Origin of the sequence: Variovorax sp. 22077, assembly GCF_052044195.1 — a bacterium.
Classification (GTDB): Bacteria; Pseudomonadota; Gammaproteobacteria; order Burkholderiales; family Burkholderiaceae_C; genus Variovorax; species Variovorax atrisoli.
This window is the reverse complement of the sequence record NZ_JBQEQC010000007.1, coordinates 261,658-278,766: the sequence shown is the minus strand read 5'-3', so window position 1 is coordinate 278,766 and position 17,109 is coordinate 261,658. Positions and strand designations below refer to the sequence as shown.

At 69.9% G+C, this 17,109-nt stretch carries 13 protein-coding genes; 7 read left to right on the top strand and 6 right to left on the bottom strand.

Features of this window, described 5'->3' with window-relative positions; genetic code table 11:
• Positions 1-141: 141 nt before the first annotated feature.
• Positions 142-3,324 (top strand): Rne/Rng family ribonuclease, encoded by a 3,183-nt coding sequence (locus ACTJLF_RS13080; RefSeq protein ID WP_440883226.1) that lies wholly within the window; start codon positions 142-144, stop codon positions 3,322-3,324.
• Between the two features lie 48 nt (positions 3,325-3,372).
• Here the strand turns inward: ACTJLF_RS13080 and ACTJLF_RS13075 are convergent, their stop codons facing one another.
• Positions 3,373-4,251, bottom strand: a complete 879-nt coding sequence (locus ACTJLF_RS13075; protein WP_440883225.1) for a LysR family transcriptional regulator — start codon at positions 4,249-4,251, stop codon at positions 3,373-3,375.
• A 118-nt stretch (positions 4,252-4,369) separates the two neighbouring features.
• On the opposite strand from ACTJLF_RS13075, the gene ACTJLF_RS13070 reads away from it, so the two are divergent.
• The gene (locus tag ACTJLF_RS13070) at positions 4,370-5,935 is read left to right on the top strand and encodes an MFS transporter (protein ID WP_440883224.1); all 1,566 of its coding nucleotides are present in this window, start codon (positions 4,370-4,372) and stop codon (positions 5,933-5,935) included.
• A 24-nt stretch (positions 5,936-5,959) separates the two neighbouring features.
• Here ACTJLF_RS13070 and ACTJLF_RS13065 read toward each other — a convergent pair whose 3' ends face one another.
• From ACTJLF_RS13065 to hemC, 4 genes are all read right to left on the bottom strand, one after another.
• Positions 5,960-7,243 carry a heme biosynthesis protein HemY gene (locus ACTJLF_RS13065; protein WP_019654136.1) on the bottom strand — a complete coding sequence of 428 codons (1,284 nt, stop codon included), beginning with the start codon at positions 7,241-7,243 and terminating at the stop codon, positions 5,960-5,962.
• Positions 7,244-7,348: 105 nt separating this feature from the next.
• Entirely contained in the window at positions 7,349-8,446 is a 1,098-nt protein-coding gene (locus ACTJLF_RS13060; protein ID WP_126182837.1) for a uroporphyrinogen-III C-methyltransferase, read from the bottom strand.
• Positions 8,443-9,216 carry a uroporphyrinogen-III synthase gene (locus tag ACTJLF_RS13055; protein WP_126182836.1) on the bottom strand — a complete coding sequence of 258 codons (774 nt, stop codon included), beginning with the start codon at positions 9,214-9,216 and terminating at the stop codon, positions 8,443-8,445. Before ACTJLF_RS13055 ends, ACTJLF_RS13060 begins: the two co-directional genes overlap by 4 nt.
• A gap of 16 nt (positions 9,217-9,232) precedes the next feature.
• Positions 9,233-10,138 (bottom strand): hydroxymethylbilane synthase, encoded by a 906-nt coding sequence (hemC, locus tag ACTJLF_RS13050; protein ID WP_440883223.1) that lies wholly within the window; start codon positions 10,136-10,138, stop codon positions 9,233-9,235.
• A 103-nt stretch (positions 10,139-10,241) separates the two neighbouring features.
• Here hemC and ppc point away from each other — a divergent pair, with 103 nt between their 5' ends.
• The 4 genes from ppc to ACTJLF_RS13030 all read left to right on the top strand — a co-directional run bounded on the left by ppc (position 10,242) and on the right by ACTJLF_RS13030 (position 15,573).
• Entirely contained in the window at positions 10,242-13,085 is a 2,844-nt protein-coding gene (ppc, locus tag ACTJLF_RS13045; protein ID WP_019654140.1) for a phosphoenolpyruvate carboxylase, read from the top strand.
• 116 nt (positions 13,086-13,201) lie between these two features.
• The gene (locus ACTJLF_RS13040) at positions 13,202-13,603 is read left to right on the top strand and encodes a GFA family protein (RefSeq protein ID WP_126182834.1); all 402 of its coding nucleotides are present in this window, start codon (positions 13,202-13,204) and stop codon (positions 13,601-13,603) included.
• A gap of 4 nt (positions 13,604-13,607) precedes the next feature.
• Positions 13,608-14,150: a hypothetical protein gene (locus tag ACTJLF_RS13035; protein WP_019654142.1), complete on the top strand. Its 543-nt coding sequence runs from the start codon at positions 13,608-13,610 to the stop codon at positions 14,148-14,150.
• A 181-nt stretch (positions 14,151-14,331) separates the two neighbouring features.
• Positions 14,332-15,573: an MFS transporter gene (locus tag ACTJLF_RS13030; RefSeq protein ID WP_132752492.1), complete on the top strand. Its 1,242-nt coding sequence runs from the start codon at positions 14,332-14,334 to the stop codon at positions 15,571-15,573.
• Positions 15,574-15,594: 21 nt separating this feature from the next.
• Here the strand turns inward: ACTJLF_RS13030 and ACTJLF_RS13025 are convergent, their stop codons facing one another.
• Complete coding sequence (locus ACTJLF_RS13025) at positions 15,595-16,518, bottom strand: LysR family transcriptional regulator (RefSeq protein WP_440883239.1); 924 nt, start codon at positions 16,516-16,518, stop codon at positions 15,595-15,597.
• A gap of 49 nt (positions 16,519-16,567) precedes the next feature.
• On the opposite strand from ACTJLF_RS13025, the gene ACTJLF_RS13020 reads away from it, so the two are divergent.
• Complete coding sequence (locus ACTJLF_RS13020; protein ID WP_440883222.1) at positions 16,568-17,101, top strand: N-acetyltransferase family protein; 534 nt, start codon at positions 16,568-16,570, stop codon at positions 17,099-17,101.
• The last annotated feature ends 8 nt before the right edge of the window (positions 17,102-17,109 follow it).

Below are 17,109 nucleotides of genomic sequence, written 5' to 3'. Positions count from 1 at the left end.
CGCTCGAGAAGCCTGTCCGCGCCCTGCGCGGCAGCGGCAGCATCCGGGGCCAAGCGGCAATTCCCTGGTTTCGCGGGCGTCGTCCGTGCATCGTTGGCTCGTCAAGGGCCGGTAGAACGATACATATAAGGACAACGCATCATGAAGCGGATGCTGATCAATGCCACGCAGGCCGAAGAACGCCGCCTGGCCATCGTCGACGGGCAGAAACTGCTCGACTACGAAATCGAAATCGAAGGGCGCGAACAGCGCAAGGGCAACATCTACAAGGCGGTCGTCACGCGCGTCGAGCCCTCGCTCGAAGCCTGTTTCGTCGACTACGGCGAAGACCGCCACGGCTTCCTGCCGTTCAAGGAAATCTCCAAGCAGTACTTCGCCGAAGGCGTGTCGGCCAGCCAGGCCCGCATCCAGGACGCGATCCGCGAGGGCCAGGAACTGGTCGTGCAGGTCGAGAAGGAAGAGCGCGGCAACAAGGGCGCGGCCCTCACCACCTTCATCTCGCTGGCCGGCCGCTATGTCGTGCTGATGCCGAACAACCCCCGGGGCGGCGGCGTCTCGCGCCGCATCGAGGGCGACGACCGCGCCGAGCTCAAGGAGGCGATGGACCAGCTCGAATACCCCAAGGGCATGAGCATCATCGCGCGCACCGCCGGCATCGGCCGCTCGGCGCCCGAACTCCAGTGGGACCTGAACTACCTGCTCAAGCTCTGGAGCGCCATCGACGGCGCAGCCAAGGGCGGCAAGGGCGCCTTCCTGATCTACCAGGAATCCTCGCTCGTCATCCGCGCCATCCGTGACTATTTCAATCACGACATCGGCGACATCCTGATCGACACCGACGACATCTACGACCAGGCGCAGCAGTTCATGGCGCACGTCATGCCCGAGCATGCCTCGCGCGTGAAGCGCTACCGCGACGACGCGGCGCTGTTCAGTCGCTTCCAGATCGAGCACCAAATCGAGTCGGCCTACGCACGCACCGTGCAGTTGCCCTCGGGCGGCGCCATCGTCATCGACCACACCGAGGCGCTGGTCTCGGTCGACGTGAACTCGGCCCGCGCCATCAAGGGCGGCGACATCGAGGAAACCGCCACCCGCACCAACCTCGAAGCCGCCGACGAAGTGGCCCGCCAGATGCGCCTGCGCGACCTGGGCGGCCTGATCGTCATCGACTTCATCGACATGGACGAGTCGAAGAACCGCCGCGAAGTCGAAAGCCGCCTGCGCGACGCACTGCGCCAGGACCGCGCCCGCGTGCAGTTCGGCTCGATCAGCAAGTTCGGCCTGATGGAAATGAGCCGCCAGCGCCTGAAGCCGGCGCTGAGCGAAGGCTCGTCGATCCCCTGCCCCCGCTGCGGCGGCTCGGGCCACATCCGCGACACCGAGTCGAGCGCGCTGCAGATCCTGCGCATCATTCAGGAAGAGTCCATGAAGGACAACACCGCCGCCGTGCACGTGCAGGTGCCGGTGGAAGTGGCTTCGTTCCTGCTGAACGAGAAGCGCACCGAGATCGCCAAGATCGAACTGAAGCAGCGCGTGAGCGTGCTGATGGTGCCCAACAAGACGCTCGAGACGCCCAACTACAAGCTCGAACGCCTCAAGCACGACGACCCGCGCCTCGACCACATCGAGGCCAGCTACAAGATGGCCGACGAGATCGAGGACCCGACCTCGGTCACGCGCCGCTCGCAGGAACCGACCAACAAGCAGACGCCCGTCATCAAGGGCGTGCTGCCCGACGCGCCCGCCCCGGTGGTCCCGCCCAAGCCCGAGGCGGTGCGCCCGGCCGAGGCACCGGCACCGGCCGCGCCGCCCGTGGTGAGCGCGCCCGTTCCGGCGCAGACCGGCTTCTTCGCCTGGATCAAGAACCTGTTCGGCGGCAAGCCCGAGCCGGTCGCCGCGCCCGCGCCGTCTCCGATCCCGGTCGAGGCACCGAAGCCCCGCCGCGACGGTCGCCCCGGCCGTGACGGCGAAGCTCGCGGCGGCGCGCGCGACGGCGAACAGCGCCGCGGCGGCCGCGGTGAACGCGCAGAACGCGGTGAGCGAGGCGAGAACGGCGGACGCCAGGGCGGCCGCGACGGCGAGCAGCGCCGCGGCGGTCGTGGCGGCGAGCGCCGCGAGGGCCGCAACGGCGAACAGCGCAACGAGCAACGCAACGAAGGCGCCAACAACCAGCCGCGCGAACAACGCGAGCCGCGTGAGCCCCGCGAGGCACGCGCACCGCGCGACGGCGAGCAGCGCCGCAACGGCCGCGGCGAGCGCCGCGAAGGCGAAGGCCGCGAAGGCCGCAGCAGCGTCCTGCCGGCCGATGCGCTCGAAGGCACCAGCCTCGAAGCCCAGCAACTGGCAGGCGCCGTCGCTGGCGAAGAAGGCAACCCCGAACGCGCACCTCGCGCCCGCGGTGAACGCCGTGAACGCGGCGAGCGCAATGAGCGAGGCGAACGTGGCGAGCGCGGCGAACGCAATGGCGACCGCGAACGCAGCGCTGCAACCGAAGCCGGTGAAGGCGAACAGCGCCAGCCGCGCAACGGCCGCGACGAGCAGCGCGGACCGCGCGGCGAACGCAATGACCGCAACGAAGGTCGCCGCGAACGCCGCAGCGATGCCGTCCAGGCCGAAGCCGACGCACGCGGCGCGGAAGCTGCCGCAGCCGACGCCGAGCAAGGCGGCGAAGCCGCCATCAACGGCAACGGCGAGCAGGCACCGCGCCGCGACGGCGAAGAGCGCCGCGGCCGTTCGCGCGACCGCTACGGCCGCGACCGCCGCGAACGTGGTCCTCGCGAAGAAGCCGAATCCGGCGCCGCAGTGGCTGCCGAAGGCTTCTCTTCGCAAGAGCCCGAGCAGCAGCAACAGCAGCCGCTGGCGTCCGAACGCATCGAGGTGGTCGAAGAAGCCGTTGCCGTCGCCACCGAGGTCCGCGAGGCACCGCAGCAGCAGGTTCGCGCCGAGCGCCCTGCGCCTGTGGCCGCAGTTGCAGCGGCCGAGCAGATCGTGGTTGCCGAAAGCGCCGCTATCGCCAAGGCACCCGCAGCCGCCAATGGCCGCGCCCTGCCGAAGGTCCAGCCTTTCGAGCTGCCGCTGGCCGAACTCGCGCAGATCGCCGAGAGCTCGGGCCTGCAATGGGTCAACTCCGACGCAGAACGCATCGCCCAGGCACGCGCCGCCATCGAGGCCGAGCCGAAGCCGGTGCACGTGCCGCGCGAGCGTCCGCCGCTGGTCGTCCTCGACGAAGGTCCGCTGGTGCTGGTCGAAACCCGCCGCGACCTCGGTTCGATGTCGCTGCCTTTCGAGCAACAGCAGCAGCAACCGCAACAGCCGCAGTAAAGCCTGCTGCTGAACGCAAAGAAGAACGGCGCCAATGGCGCCGTTTTTTCATGCCTTCTGCGGCGCCTTCCCGGGCAGGGGCAGCTCGGGCATCTCCAGGATCAGCTGCCCGAAGCGGCAAGCGCATTCGGTCTTGCCGTTTTCGCCCCAGATCAGCGAGAAATCGACGCTCGGCAAGGGCGGCAGCCCATAGCGGCCGTCGACGATCTTCATGCCGGGCTCGACGTCCTCGTGCGTGAGCACTGTCACCGCCAGCCCTGCGAGCACCGCCGCACGAATGCCGTGCTGGCTCGCCGAGGTGAAGACCACGTGCCAGTCGAGCGCCATCGCATCGAGCGCCTCGCTCGCCACCTCCCGGTTCACGCAGGGCTTCGGAAAGAAGGCCAGCGGCAGCGACGCGCCCGGCTTCGGCTCGAAGGATTCGGCCGCCGCCCACACCAGCTGCGTGCGGCGCAGGCGCGTGCCCTCCTCGCAGCCTGGCGGCGACATCACCACCGCCAGATCGAGCTCGCCCGCGCGGATCATGGCGCGGAAGTCGAGGTGCATGCTCACGCTGACTTCCATGCGCGTGGCGGGAAAGGAGCGCGCGAACTGCGACAGCAGCGGCGGCAGCCGCTCGCCCATGAAGGTGTCGGGCGCGCCGAAGCGCACCACGCCCGAGATCGATGAAGGCTGGAAGCGCCGGGTCATCGCGTCCAGCGTCTCGAGGATCTGCTGGGCGTAGCGCAGGAAGTCCTCGCCGTCCTCGGTCACCGTGAGACGCCGCGTCGTGCGATGCAGGAGCGGCCTGCCCACCTGTTCTTCGAGCCGGCGGATCTGATGGCTCACGGCCGATTGCGTCAGGTGCAGCCGCTGGGCGGCGCGCGTGAAGCCGCCGGTTTCCTTGACGGCCAGGAAGGCGCGCAGCAGTGCAGGGTCGAAGTCCATGGCGGGGATAGATGACGAGTGTTAATGGGTCTCAGGAAATTAAATCATTTCTGTCATGAAGGAGCCTTACCCAGAATCGCCCGGACCTGTCGCCTTCAAGGACTTCCGAAAGCTTCCCATGCCCCTCTCCCCCACCGGCAAGAACCGCGTCGCACTGGCCGCGATCTGCCTCATCGCCCTGATGTTCGGCCTGGAGATCTCCAGCGTGCCGGTCATCCTCCCCACGCTCGAAAAGGCGCTGCACGGCGACTTCAGCGACATGCAGTGGATCATGAACGCCTACACCATCGCCTGCACCACGGTGCTGATGGCCGCCGGCACGCTGGCCGACCGCTACGGCCGCAGGCGCATCCTCGTGGTCAGCGTGGCGCTGTTCGGTGCGACCTCGCTGGCCTGCGGCCTCGCACAGAGCGCGCCTGTGCTGATCGCCGCGCGCTTCCTGCAGGGCCTCAGCGGCGGCGCGATGCTGATCTGCCAGCTCGCGGTGCTCTCGCACCAGTTCCAGCAGGGCAAGGAGCGCAGCCGGGCCTTCGCCACCTGGGGCGTGGTCTTCGGCATGGGCCTGGGCTTCGGGCCGATCATCGGCGGCGCGATCGTGGCGCTGTCGAGCTGGGAGTGGGTGTTCCTGGTCCACGTGCCGCTCGCGGCGGTGGCGCTGGCCCTGGTGCTCGGCAGCGTGGAGGAGTCGAGCGACCCCGACGCCAAACGGCTCGACCTGCCCGGCATCGTCACGCTGTCGCTCGCGGTGCTGGGGCTGACCTGCTTCATCACTCAGGGCCCGGGCCTGGGCTTCGCCAGCCCGCCGGCCATCGGCATCGCCGCCGCGTCGGCGGCGAGCTTCGCGCTCTTTCTCTGGGTGGAGAAGATCAACCCGCATCCGATGTTCGACTTCTCCGTCTTCAGGATCCGCGACTTCTCGGGCTCGATCATCGGCTCCATCGGCATGAACTTCAGCTTCTGGCCGTTCATGATCTACCTGCCGATCTTCTTCCAGGGCGCCCTGGGCTACGACGCCGTGGTGGCCGGCTCCGCCCTGCTGGCCTACACGCTGCCCACGCTGGTGCTGCCGCCGCTGGCCGAGCGGCTTTCACTGCGCTATCGCCCGGGCGTGGTGATTCCGGCGGGCCTCTTCGTCATCGGACTGGGCTTCATGGCCATGCGCTACGGCAGCGGCATGGCGCACGCGAGCTGGATGACGATGCTGCCCGGCTGCCTCATCGCGGGCATCGGGCTGGGCCTGACCAACACCCCCGTCACCAACACCACCACCGGCTCGGTGCCGGGTGCGCGGGCGGGCATGGCCTCGGGCATGGACATGAGCGCGCGGCTGATCACGCTGGCCATCAACATCGCGCTGATGGGTTTCGTGCTGCTGGAGGGCGTTCATGCGCATCTGCGCGGAGCACTGTCGGCCTCGCTCGATGCGCCTCGGCTGCGCGCGCTGGCGGAAAGAGTCGCGGCGGGCAGCTTCACCTCGCTCGGCGAAGCATTTCCAGCGCTCTCGCAGGCCGATCCGTCCGGCACGGCAGTGCACGCGGCACTGGTGCACGGCTTCGGGCTGGTGATGCTCTACGGCGGTGTCGGCGTGTGGCTGCTGGCCGGCGTCAGCTGGCTGGTCTTCGGCAGCGGCAGCAAGCCGTCGACGCGACCCGCACCGGAGTCCGGGAAGCCTGCCTGCCCCTGACGCGGGGCCGGAAAAAGGCAGGGCTCAGGAGTTCTCGACCTGCGCCGCGCGCTTCCAGGCGTCGGCCGCCTGCTCCGCGTCGTTGCGGTCTTCGGCGAGCTGGGCCAGGGCGAGCCAGGCGCGGCGATAGAGCTCCGTGTCCTGCAGGCCCATGCCGGCCTGCGTCAGCAGCTGCTGCGCCTTGCCCCAGAGCTGGCGCTTCATGCAGGCCATGCCCGCGAGGTACTGCAGATTGGCGTCGCGCGGATTGCTGCGCTGCGCGCTCTCGATGCGCGCGAGCCACTCGGCGTCCACCGAATCGAGCCCCGCTTCGAGCGCGCGCGCCAGCTTGACGCGCAGCCCGTCGCCCAGCCCGCGCGGGTTGGCCACCATGCGCTCCCACGCCGGAAGCAGCCAGCCGCGTGCCAGCGCCAGATCGCCTCGCAGCGCGACCATGCGCTGGGCGGCGTGGATCGCCACCTCGGGCATCTCGCGCTCGCTGGCGTCGAGTTCGGTCCATGCGCGCAGCAGCTGCGCCGGGTCATGCGCGCCCGACAGCAGCTCGGTGGCGAGGCCCCGCACGATGCTCTGCGCGGCCGCTTCCGAGAAGGCGCGGTGCTTGGCCAGCAGGCGCGCGGTTTCGAGCGCCTCGAGCGTGCGGCGATCCTGGCGCGCGGCCTTCAGGCGCAGTCGCAGTGCGAGCGTGCGGCGCTGCGCGCCCTGCGGCAGTTCTTCGAGCCGCGCGAGTGCGGCCGCCGCGTCGCGGTCTTCGAGGGCCCAGCGCGCCGCGCGCAGCTGCACGCCTTCGCGCGTCTCGGGGCTGGCGAGCACGGTGCGGTCGGAGCTTTCGTTGAGAGCCTGCTGCAGGTGGGCGTCGCGCGCGGCCTTGTCCTGCAGCGCCTGCGCGCTCTCGGCCGCGAGCAGGTGCGAGAGCACACGGACCTGTTGCGCCTGCGGCAGGCTGGCGCCGAGCGCGGCCAGCGTCTTCTCCTGCGTGAGCGCGGCCTGCGCGGCCTTGCGTGCGCGAGAGAAGCGGCCGGAAATGAGCTGCACCATCGCGTCGAGCAGGGCCGCGTGCAGCGTGCGCTCCTTCTGCTGCAGCCGCCACTGGCGCGCCTGCTTGGGCAGCGAGAACAGCGCCGCGAGCGCACGCAGCGCCGCATGCAGCAGCACGAAGACCACCAGCAGGATCACGAGCACGAGGTTCAGCGAAAGATCGACGCGCCATGGCGGCCAGAACACGGTGATCGTGCCCTGGTTGTTGCCTGCGAAGAGAGCGACTGCCGCCGCGACAGCGAAGAGGGCGAGGAGCCAGATTGCTGCGCGCATGTCAGCGACCGCCGCCGGGCCGCGCCAGGGCGGGTCGCGCCGCCCCCTCGGGGGCTGGCGAATTGCACGGAGCGAAGCGAGTGAAAAGCCGGGGGGTCATTTGTTTCAGCGCCCTGCCGCGGCAGTGGCCAGGGCCGCCAGCGTGTCGTCGATGCGGACCGGCTCGGTCGTCTTCACCAGCGACTGCAGCTGCTGCAGCAGCGTGGCGGCGGCCTGGGTGCGGCGCGATGCGGGGTCGAAATAGCGGTTGAGCGAAGCCGTCACCTGCGACAGCTCGCTGCGGGTGGCCTCCATCTGCCGCGACAGCAGCGACAGGCGCGCATTCAGCAGCTTCAGCTTCAGGTTCTCGCGCAGGAAGTACGACTGCTCGGGCGCCAGCAGGATCGCCTCGGGGGTCTGGATGCGGCCGACGCGCACCAGCGAGCGGGCCTCGCCCTGCACGCTGAGCAGCACGCGGCGCCACCACGGCGCATCGGCGGGAATGGGCTCGGGCTGCCACGCGTTGGTGCCGGTGCCGCGCACGGCCACCGCGTTGAGCGTGGGCAGGTCGTCGACGTTGCGCATCAACTCGTCGAGCTTCTGCAGCGCCTCGGCGCCGTCGCTGCTGGCGCTGCTGCGCAGGCGGTCGGCGTCGCGCTGCATGGCGCGCTGCAGGGGCGTCAGCCGCGGCTGCGCTGCGCGGGCGATGCGCGTGTCGCCGGCCTTCAGCGCGGCCAGCAGCGGCTCGACGCTGCCCGTAACCTGCGCCTGCTGCAGAGCGAGGCGCACGGCCGACTCGATGTCGACCACGAGATTCTCGTCGCGCGAACGAGAAAGGCTCTGGATGAGTTCCTCGAGCTGCGAGCGCTGCAGCGCGACTTCGGCCACGCGGGTCTCGACCAGCGCGACGCGCGCCGAGGCGTCGCGCACCGTGTCGCTGGCCTGGCGGGCCAGCGTGCGTGCCTCCATCGATTGCGCGATGGCGTCGGCACTCTGGCGCGCGAGCTGCTCCTTCATGCCGCCGACCTTCTGCCAGAGCGCGATGGACATCAGCAGCGCAGCGAGCGCCACCAGGGCCACGAGGCCGAAACCGATGCGGGAGAGAAGCAGAGCGCCCGCGGCCTGCGCGGCAGGTGTCTGATGCGGTGCCAGCGGGGCGGGCACCGGCGCCGTGGCAGCGGATGGGGAGGAAGGGAGATCGTCTGTGGGTGACGCGGCGCTCATGCCAAGGATTCTATCGACGCGACCAGCGCCTCCAGCAGCGGCGTGCATACACGCAACGTCCCGAAACCCGCGCCACGCGCGGCTTCGCCGATGCGTGCATGCGTGGCGACCGCGCTGGCGGCATGCCATTGCACACCGGGCATCGCGCGCTGCAGATTGCCGATCGCCTCGGAGCTGCTGAAGAGCCAGATCGCGCGGCCTTCGGCGCCGTCCATTGCGAGCCGGCGTTGTACGACGTCCAGCGAGGGCGGCAGCCTGCGATAGGCCACCACGGTGTCGCGATGGCCGGCGGCCGCATCGATCTCCCTGGCCAGCCAGTCGCGGCCGGCCGGACGGCCGGCCTCATCGCCGCCGCGCACGATCAGCACGCGAACGCCGCTCGATACCTGCGCGTGGACGCGTTCCCAGAGCGCCTCGGAATCGAAGCGCGTGGCCCCGGGCGGCGGCGCGTCGATGGATTCCGGCGGCACGCCCGCACGCCGCAGGGCGCGCGTGGTGCCGGGGCCGGTGGCCCAGAAACGGCGCCCTGCGAGCGATTCGGCGGGGGCCCTGTGCTGGAAGAAATGCTCGACCGCCGTGGCGCTCACGAACATGAGCGCGGCATAGTCCGAGAGCTGCCGCCATGCTGTGCGCAGCGGCTCGATGTCGGTCGCGGGTTCGATCACGATCAGCGGCAGGGCCACGGCGCCGAGCCCCGCACCGCGCAGATCGCTCACCCACTGCGCGGCTTCGCGCGCCGGCCGCGTGACGATGACGGGACGGCCGGTCATACGACGACCACCGGTGTCAGTGGGCTCCGCCGGCTCGCAGCAGTGCCGCTGCGTGCTCGCCGAGCGCCTCGGCCTGCGCGAAGTCGCCGGCCGCGGCCAGCGCATGCACCTTCACCAGCGCGGTATTGCCTTCGGGGTCGCCCCAGGCGGCGTCGATGCGCAACGAGCCGTCGGCCTGCCAGCGAGCGTGCGCTGCCAGCGGCATGGAGCAGCTGCCTCCCATTGCGCGGCTCACGGCGCGCTCGGCGGCGGTCGAGAGCCAGTCGCCCCTGTGGGCCAGCGAGCCCAGCAGCTCGATGAGGTCCTTGCGGTCGGCGCGCACCTCGATGCCGAGCGCACCCTGCCCCGCGGCGGGCAGCATGGTGTCGGCGTCGAAGGCCACGCGGATTCGGCCTTCCAGCCCCAGCCGCTTGAGCCCGGCTGCGGCCAGCACGATGGCGTCGTACTGACCTTCATCGAGCTTGCGCAGCCGGGTGTCGAGGTTGCCTCGCAGCGGTTCGATGCGCAGGTCGGGCCGCCGCGCGCGCAGCAGCGCCACGCGGCGCAGGCTGGAAGTGCCGACGACGGCGCCCTGCGGCAGCGCGTCGAGCGATTCGTAGCGAGAGGAGACGAGCGCGTCGCGCGGGTCTTCGCGCTCCAGCACGCAGGCCAGCACGAAGCCCTCGGGCAGGTCCATCGGCACGTCCTTCAGCGAATGGACGGCGATGTCGGCGCGCCCTTCTTCGAGGGCGAGTTCGAGTTCCTTCACGAAGAGACCCTTGCCGCCCACCTTGCTGAGCGTGCGGTCGAGGATCTGGTCGCCGGTGGTCGTGAGGCCCAGCAGGCTGACGGTGTGGCCTCTTTCTTGCAAAAGCGCCTGCACATGTTCGGCTTGCCAGAGTGCCAGGCGGCTTTCGCGCGTGGCGATGACGATATTGCTCAAGACCGGCCTCAAAAGTACGTGTTCAAAACCGCGGGAATGCTAGCATGTTGCGCCGCAACAACGAAGACGGCACTCCATTCAAGAAGTCCAGGACAAACATCGAATGAAAGCCAGCAAGACACCTGCTCCGCCCAAGCGCCGCCAGGCCGAAGACCAGCCTCTGATCGAAGACATCCGGCTGTTGGGCCGGATCCTCGGCGACGTGATCCGGGAGCAGGAGGGAGAAGAGACATATGCACTGGTCGAGAAGATCCGCACTCTCTCCGTGGCTTTCCGCCGCGATGCGGACCAGGCGGCCGACCGGGCGCTGAAGAACCTGCTCAAGGGGCTGAGCGCCGCCGAGACGGTGCGCGTGATCCGCGCCTTCACCTACTTCAGCCACCTGGCCAATCTTGCCGAGGACCGCCACCAGATCCGCCGCCGCACCGAGACCGAGCGCGCCGGCGAGAGCGTCGAGGGCGACCTGCAGACCGCGCTCGCTCGCATCCGCAAGGCCGGCGTGAAGCCCGACGAGATCGTCGCCTCGCTGGCCCGCAGCTATGTCTCGCCGGTGCTCACCGCACACCCCACCGAAGTGCAGCGCAAGAGCATCCTCGATGCCGAACGCGCGATCGCGCAGCTGCTGACGGTGCGCGACGAGATCCGGCTGCGCCAGAGCGCCTACGCCTCGGGCAAGGACACGCTCACGCCGCTGGAGTTCGCCGAGAACGAAACGCAGATCCGCATCCGCGTCACGCAGATCTGGCAGACGCGCATCCTGCGCTTCTCCAAGCTCACGGTGGCCGACGAGATCGAGAACGCGCTGAGCTACTACGAAGCCACCTTCCTGCGCGAGATCCCGCGCGTGTACGCCGACCTCGAGAAGGCGCTGGCACATGGCGGCCAGGTGCCTTCGGTGGCGCCCTTCCTGCGCATGGGCCAGTGGATCGGCGGCGACCGCGACGGCAACCCGAACGTCACGGCGGAAACGCTCGAATACGCCCTGAGCCGCCAGTGCGAGCTGGCGCTGCGCTACTACCTCACCGAGGTGCACTACCTCGGCAGCGAGCTGTCGCTGTCGGCCACGCTGGTCGACGTGTCGGTGGAGATGCAGGCACTCGCCGAACGCTCGCCCGACACCAGCGAGCACCGCAAGGACGAGCCCTATCGCCGCGCGCTCACCGGCGTGTACGCGCGCCTGGCGGCCACGCTGCGCGAGCTCACCGGCGGCGAGGCCGCGCGACACGCCGTCGCGCCGCAGAACCCGTACAAGAGCGCGGAAGAGTTCCTGGCCGACCTGCGCACGGTGGCCGAGTCGCTGGAGGAAAAGCACGGCAGCGTGCTGGCCGCGCCGCGCCTCTTGCCGCTGATCCGCGCGGTGGAAGTGTTCGGCTTCCACCTGGCCACGGTCGACCTGCGCCAGAGCTCCGACAAGCACGAGGCCGTGATCGCCGAGCTGCTGGCCACCGCGCGCATCGAGCCTTCGTATGCATCGCTGGCCGAAGAGGCCAAGCAGACGCTGCTGCTGAAGCTGCTCGACGACGCCCGCCCGCTGCGCGTGCCCGATGCCGACTACTCGCCGCTCGCGAAGAGCGAGCTGGCCATCTTCGCGGCCGCCCGTACCGCGCGCGCACGCTACGGCGCCGCCGCCATCCGCCACTACATCATCAGCCACACCGAGACGGTGAGCGACCTGCTCGAGGCCCTGCTGCTGCAGAAGGAAGCGGGCCTGCTGCGCGGCGCGATGGACGGCAAGGCCACCTGCGACCTGATCGTGGTGCCGCTGTTCGAGACCATCGAGGACCTGCGCAACGCCGCGCCCATCGTGCGCGCCTTCTACGCGCTGCCGAACATCCAGGCGCTCATCGAGCGCTCGGGCGCCGAGCAGGACGTGATGCTGGGCTACTCCGACAGCAACAAGGACGGCGGCATCTTCACCAGCAACTGGGAGCTGTACCGCGCCGGCATCGCGCTGGTGTCGCTCTTCGACGAGCTGAACAGGAAGAAGACCAACCCGATTCGCCTGCGCATGTTCCACGGCCGCGGCGGCACGGTGGGCCGCGGCGGCGGCCCGAGCTACCAGGCCATCCTCGCGCAGCCGCCGGGCACGGTGCGCGGACAGATCCGCCTGACCGAGCAGGGCGAAGTCATCGGCTCGAAGTACGCCAACCGCGAGATCGGCCGGCGCAACCTCGAGACGCTGGTGGCCGCCACGCTGGAGGCCACGCTGCTGCCGCAGGGCAAGTCGGCGCCGGCCAATTTCCTCTCGGCCGCGAGCGAACTCTCGGCGGCGAGCATGGCCGCCTACCGCAAGCTGGTCTACGAGACGCCGGGCTTCGGCGACTACTTCTTCGGCTCCACGCCGATCCGCGAGATCGCCGAGCTCAACATCGGCTCGCGCCCCGCCTCGCGCAACCCGAGCCACAAGATCGACGACCTGCGCGCAGTGCCGTGGAGCTTCAGCTGGGGCCAGTGCCGCCTCACGATTCCGGGCTGGTTCGGTTTCGGCTCGGGCGTGGAGCAGTTCCTGGCCGCCGCAGGCAACGCGGCCGGGCGCAAGGAGCGCCAGGCGCTGCTGCAGCGCATGTACGCGCAGTGGCCCTTCTTCCGCACCCTGCTGTCGAACATGGACATGGTGCTCGCCAAGAGCGACCTCGCGCTGGCCTCGCGCTATGCCGAGCTGGTGACCGACCGCAAGCTGCGCCAGAAGGTGTTCTCGATGATCGAGGCCGAGTGGCACCGCACCTCCGACGCGCTCACGCTCATCACCGGCGCCAAGCAGCGGCTCGAAGGCAATGCCGAGATGCAGCGCTCGGTGCGCCACCGCTTCCCGTACATCGACCCGCTGCACCACCTGCAGGTGGAGCTGATGCGCCGCTACCGCGCGGGCGATGGCGGCGAGCGGCTGCAGCGCGGCATCCACATCTCGATCAACGGGGTGGCGGCGGGCCTGCGCAATACCGGCTGACGCGCCTGTGCGCGCACCGAACGAAGACGGGCCTGCGCGCCCGTCTTCGTTTTTTTTGGCGGCGCATAGACTCACAGCCCCACCCACCCATCCATCGCGACCGAAAAGGAAAAGCCATGAAGGGCTCCTGCCTGTGCGGCACCGTCCGCTACGAGGCCGCGCGCCTCGCCGGCCCCATCGTCCACTGCCATTGCCAGACCTGCCGCAAGGCGCACAGCGCCGCGTTCACCACCACCGCGCGCGTCGACCGCCCCGACTTCCGCTGGACCGCAGGCGAAGAAGCGATCGGCTCCTTCGAGTCGACGCCCGGCAAGCTGCGCCACTTCTGCACCCGCTGCGGCACGCACCTCGTGGCCGAGTGGGTGGGCAAGCCCCAGGTCATCCTGCGTCTGGGCTCGCTCGACGAAGACCCGGGCCAGCGCCCCGCCTCGCACATCTGGACATCGCACGAGGTGCCGTGGCTCGACCACGCGAGCGAGATCCCGTCCTTCCCCGAAGCGCCGCCGGCCAAGGCATGAGCGCATGAGCACCAAGACAGGCTCTCGCCGCAGGCTCATCGTCGTCATCCTTCTTTGCGTGGCGGTGGCCGGCGCGGTGGTGCGGCACTACGCGGCACCGGGCTCCACCACGCGCGACATCGCGACGCTGCTGATGGTGCTGTGGGTGCCGATCATCGGCAACGTGATCGCATGGCTCATCGGCAAGTGGCCGCGCCGCAAGCCGCCGGCGGCACCGCCGGGCTTCGATGCGCTGGAGGCCTTCACGCCGGCCGCGCTCGCGGAGATCACTTTCCGCAAGCCCGCCCTGCCCTCGCAGGACACACCCATCGCACCGGGCGAATACCGCTGCGCGCTGGTGCTCGACAAGGAAGGCTTCTCGGCCCGCTGGATGGTGCCGGCGGGCGATGCGCTGCAGCGCGGCGCACCGGCCGCGCTCGAAGTCGAGTTCCTCTCGCCCGCCATCGCGCTGCCGCGCTTCCAGCCCGGTACGAACTTTCGCGTACTGATCGGCGATTCCTTCGTGGCCGACGGCCGCATATTGGAGCTGCGGCCGGTGCAAGACTAGGCCTTCCGGGCCACCTCGCGGATGGCCTTGGCCATCAAAACAGCCCATTGTTCATCGCCGGGAAACTGTCTGCTGCCGCGCGGCCCCTTTGTCGCGAAGGCGACGGCTCGCACACTCCATGCCTCTTCAACGGCATCGGTGCGCGCGCCGGCGCCGACGCTCCAAAGGACAACTCCCCATCATGATGAATTCACCCAGCAGCAACCCGTGCATCGACGAGCTCGGGGCGCCTGCGCAGCCCGTGCCGGCCTCGCGCTCCGCATGGCTCGCCGTCGGCTCCATCGCCGTCGGCACCTTCGCGATGGTCTCGACCGAGTTCATGCCCATCGGCCTTCTCACCGACATCGCGCGCGGCCTCAACGTGTCCGACGGCACGGCCGGCCTCATGGTCACCATGCCCGGCGTGCTGGCCGCGTTCGCGGGCCCGGCGCTCATCGTGGCTTCGGGCAAGCTCGATCGCCGCACCGTGCTGATCGCACTCACCACGCTGCTGATCGCGTCGAACCTGCTCGCGGCCTTCGCCCCCAACTTCGCCACCATGCTGGTGGCCCGCCTGCTGCTCGGCCTGTGCGTGGGCGGCTTCTGGACCTTCGCGCCCGCCGCCGCCACGCAGCTGGTCCCGCACGCCTCGCAGGCGCGCGCGATGTCGATCGTGCTGGCCGGCGTGTCGGCCGCCACGGTGCTCGGCGTGCCGGCGGGCTCCTTCCTCGGCACGCAGTTCGGCTGGCGCGCATCGTTCGCGGTGACGGGCGCGCTCGCCGCCGCGGTGCTGCTGGTGCAGCTGTGGCTGCTGCCCGCCATTCCGCCGGTGCGTGCCATCGGCGCACGCGACCTGCTCACGCCGCTCACGCGCCGCATGGCGCAGGTGGGTCTGCTCGCGGTGCTGTTCTTCATCGCCGGCCACTTCGCGGCCTACACCTACCTGAAGCCGCTGCTGCAGCAGGTGTTCGGCCTCGCGCCCAACTCGGTGTCGACGCTGCTGCTGGTCTATGGCGCAGTAGGCTTCATCGGCACCTTCCTCGGCGGCAGCCTGGTGGCGCGCAGCGTGCGTGCCACCACCCTGCTGGCGGCGCTGATGCTCGCCACCGCGCTGCTGCTGACGACGGTGATCGGCTCGGGCTTCGTGCCGGGCGCGGTGGTGGTCGTGATCTGGGGCGTGGCCTTCGGCCTGATCCCGGTGGCGCTCACCGGCTGGATGATGGAAGCGGTGCCCGACGCGCCCGAGGCCGGCCAGGCCCTTCTGGTGAGCGGCTTCCAGGTGGCGATCGCCTCCGGCGCGCTGATCGGCGGCGTGACGGTCGACAACTTCGGCATCTCCAGCGCGATGGTGCTCAGCGGCGTGCTGGTGCTGATCGCGGCACTGATCGTCGGCACGCTGGGACGCGCGCGCGGCGGCGCTTCGCTCGCCGCCGTTCCCGAATAAGCGCAAGCAGCAGCTTCGCAATCAGTGGCGGCCGGGCTTTCCGGCCGCCACGATCGCATCCAGCACTACGCGCAACGCCTTGCTGACAGGCTTGTCGCGCCGCACCACGATCGCCAGCGCGCGGTGCATGCGCGGGTTCAGCCGGCTGGCCTTCAGCTCCGGGTGCGCGCCACGGCCCGTCATCGCCATGCCGGGCACGATGGCGTAGCCCAGCCCCGCGGCCACCATCTCCTTCATCGCCTCCACGCTGCCCAGCTCCATCACCGGCCGAGGCTGCAGGCCCTCGGCGGCGAACCAGCGGTCGACCAGCCTGCGCGTGTTGGCCGCGGGCTCGAAAAGCACCAGCGGCAGGCCGGCCAGGTCGCGCGGCGAGACCCTCGCCTTCAGCGGTGCGAGGTCGTGCCGGCCGATGGCGACGAACTCGTCGTCGAGCACGGGCATCACCGCCAGCGAGCGCCCGGCCGCGGGCAGCGTGACCAGCGCGAGCTCGAGGCTGTTCTCTTCCACCTTGCGCGCCTGGTCCTCGGTATTGCCGGTGCTGACCACCACGCCCAGTTCGGGAAAGCGCTCGCGCAGCCCGCGCAGCACGGCAGGCAGAAAGTGCAGGCAGGCCGTCGCGCCCGTGCCCAGCCGCACGCGGCCCGCGACGCCGCTGGCGTGGTCGGCGAGCGCGTCGATGGCGTTTTCCACCGCGGTCTCGATGTTCTGTGCGTGGCGCAGCAGCTCCATGCCTGCAGGCGTGGCCTGCGCGCGCTTGCCCACGCGCTCCACCAGGCGCACCGCCAGCCGGCGTTCGAGCTGGCGGATCTGCAGGCTCACGGCCGGCTGCGAAAGGCCCAGCCTGTCGGCCGCGGCCGAGAAGCTGCCGGTTTCGATGACGAGCGCGAAGGACCGGAGCTGGTCGAGGTTGAGCGATTTATCCAAAGTTTTTCTCATGCCCTGCATAGGCAGACGAAGCTTCACTTATCGATGGCGCATCGTCAAGATCGGGGCCATGTCATCGCCATCCCCTGCTCCGCTTGCCTCCGCCACGGTCGAGATCCTCGACGCCATGCCGCATCACATGGCGGCCGTGCAATCCATCTACAGCCACTACGTGCTGCACGACCTGTGCTCCTTCGAGGAAGAAGTGCCGTCCGTCGAGCAGATGCTGCAGCGCCGCGCCGACGTGATCGCGCGCGGCATGCCCTACCTCGTGGCACTGCTCGACGGCGAAGTCGCCGGCTACGCCTACGCCACCGCCTACCGCGCCCGCTCGGCCTACCGGCACTCGGTGGAAGACTCGGTCTACGTCGCGCAGGGCATGCACGGCCACGGCATCGGCAAGGCGCTGCTGCGCGAGGTGATCCGGCGCTGCACCGACGCCGGCTTCACGCAGATGGTCGCCTGCGTGGGCAACAGCGCCAACACGGGCTCGCTGCGGCTGCACGAGAGCCTGGGCTTCGTGCAGGTCGGTGTGCTGCGCAACATCGGCTTCAAGTTCGGCTGCTGGGTCGACACGGTGCTGATGCAGCGCGCCCTGCGGTGAGGCCCGCC